Origin of the sequence: Nocardioides sp., from assembly GCF_031397825.1 — a bacterium.
Lineage (GTDB): Bacteria > Actinomycetota > Actinomycetes > Propionibacteriales > Nocardioidaceae > Nocardioides.
In genome coordinates this window covers 1-1785 of record NZ_JANNML010000174.1, presented here as the reverse complement: position 1 = coordinate 1785, position 1785 = coordinate 1, and the positions used below count along the sequence as shown (strand labels likewise).

Sequence of the window (1785 nt, the reverse complement as noted above, 5' to 3'; positions counted from 1 at the left end):
GCCAGCACCTCGACCTGGTCGTCGTCGGCGAAGACCTCGGCCGCTGCCCCGGCGAGCTCGGTGTCGAGCTCGGCGCTGACGATGCGGGCCCCGTTGCGTACGCCGCTGCGCAGCCAGGCGGTGCCGACCCCCGTGCCGGTGCCGAACTCGGCCAGCGTGCCCTGCTTGGTCGCGGCGAGCGTGGCCAGGAGGCGACCGGTCTCGTTGCGGCAGAAGGAGGCGTAGCCACGCTTGCGCGAGACCTGGAAGGCGCGCTCCACCACGGCCGGGACGTCGGGGGGTGCGCTCATGCCGACGAGTGTCGCAGCGCTCCCGGTTCGTGCCGGGTCGTGCCAGCATCCGAGACGTCGTCTCATCATGTGGGAAGTCACGGTGGGAGGGCTGCGCCGGCGGCGGGCCGTCCCTAGGGTGGTCACATCATGCGGAAGACCTTCGTACTTATCAGTCGCCGCGGCGAGGCCAGCTAACCAGGGCCCCTCTCGCCGCGGTGTCTGGCGTGTCTTCGGGCCCTGACCCTCCGCGGCGAGTGACGCAGTCACTTTCGCACCTGAGATCCAGAGCGATCTGGCCGATCTCCTCCCACGTCCGTGGGACCAGGGCCCCAGCGCGTGACCCGCGCCCGTCGTCCTTCGAGATCGCATCGCTCGCCACGGAGGGCCCGCCCGCGTCGGTCCGCAGACCGGCAGCCGACGCGGCACGTCGACTCCCTCGCGTCCACCGTTCCCGGTCCCCGTCCCACGACGGGACCGACAGATCTCCAGGAGACACCGATGTACGACTTCTACCCCGAGTGGGGCCCTTCGCGTCACCGTGACCAGAACGAGCAGACCCCGACGCGCCGCACCCGCTACTGGCGCGAGCCGGCGCTGGTCGGTGCCGGGGCGGCCGCTGCGCCCACCGGCGCCAGGACCGGTGCCGACTCGCGAGACGCCGACCGCGACCGTCCCGACGACAACTAGGCTCCCGCCCCATGACCGCCACCCCGCCCGCACCCTCCGCTCCCGCTGCTTCCCCGGGAGCCGGGGGGCCCTCGGTCCAGCGACTCGCCGTCATCCCCGGTGACGGCATCGGACGTGAGGTCACCGACGAGGCCCTCAAGGTCCTCGCCGTGGCGGCGCCGGCGGAGGTCAAGCTCGAGACCAACCGCTACGACCTCGGCGCCGAGCGCTACCTCGCGACCGGCGAGGTGCTCCCGGACTCGGTGCTCGCGGAGATCCGCGGGCACGACGCGATCCTGCTCGGCGCGGTCGGCGGCAAGCCCGGAGACCCCAACCTGCCGCCCGGCATCCTCGAGCGCGGCCTGCTGCTCAAGCTGCGGTTCGAGCTCGACCACTACGTGAACCTCCGTCCCTCGCGGATCTTCCCCGGTGTCACCTCACCGCTGGCCGACCCGGGCTACATCGACTTCGTCGTCGTACGCGAGGGCACCGAGGGCCCCTACACGGGCAACGGCGGCGCGCTGCGCGTCGGCACCCCGGCCGAGGTCGCGACCGAGGTCAGCGTCAACACCGCCTTCGGAGTGGAGCGCGTCGTGCGCGACGCGTTCGCCCGGGCGCAGAAGCGACCGCGCCGGAAGCTCACGCTGGTCCACAAGACCAACGTGCTCGTCCACGCCGGCGCCGTGTGGTCGCGCCTGGTGAAGCAGGTGGGCGAGGAGTTCCCCGACGTCACCGTGGACTACCTCCACGTCGACGCCGCGATGATCTTCCTGACCACCGACCCGGCACGCTTCGACGTCATCGTCACCGACAACCTGTTCGGCGACATCGTCACCGACCTCGCCGC

At 71.9% G+C, this 1785-nt stretch carries 2 protein-coding genes and 1 pseudogene; 2 read left to right on the top strand and 1 reads right to left on the bottom strand.

What is annotated here, in order from left to right:
• Positions 1-290, bottom strand: a pseudogene (locus tag RMN98_RS15100) (cytidine deaminase); the annotation flags it as partial.
• Between the two features lie 480 nt (positions 291-770).
• Here RMN98_RS15100 and RMN98_RS15095 point away from each other — a divergent pair.
• Both RMN98_RS15095 and RMN98_RS15090 read left to right on the top strand, forming a co-directional pair.
• On the top strand, positions 771-959 hold the full coding sequence (locus RMN98_RS15095; RefSeq protein ID WP_309649643.1) for a hypothetical protein: 189 nt from the start codon (positions 771-773) through the stop codon (positions 957-959).
• Positions 960-970: 11 nt separating this feature from the next.
• Positions 971-1785: 3-isopropylmalate dehydrogenase (locus RMN98_RS15090; protein ID WP_309649642.1), on the top strand; the 815-nt coding region annotated here is incomplete at its 3' end.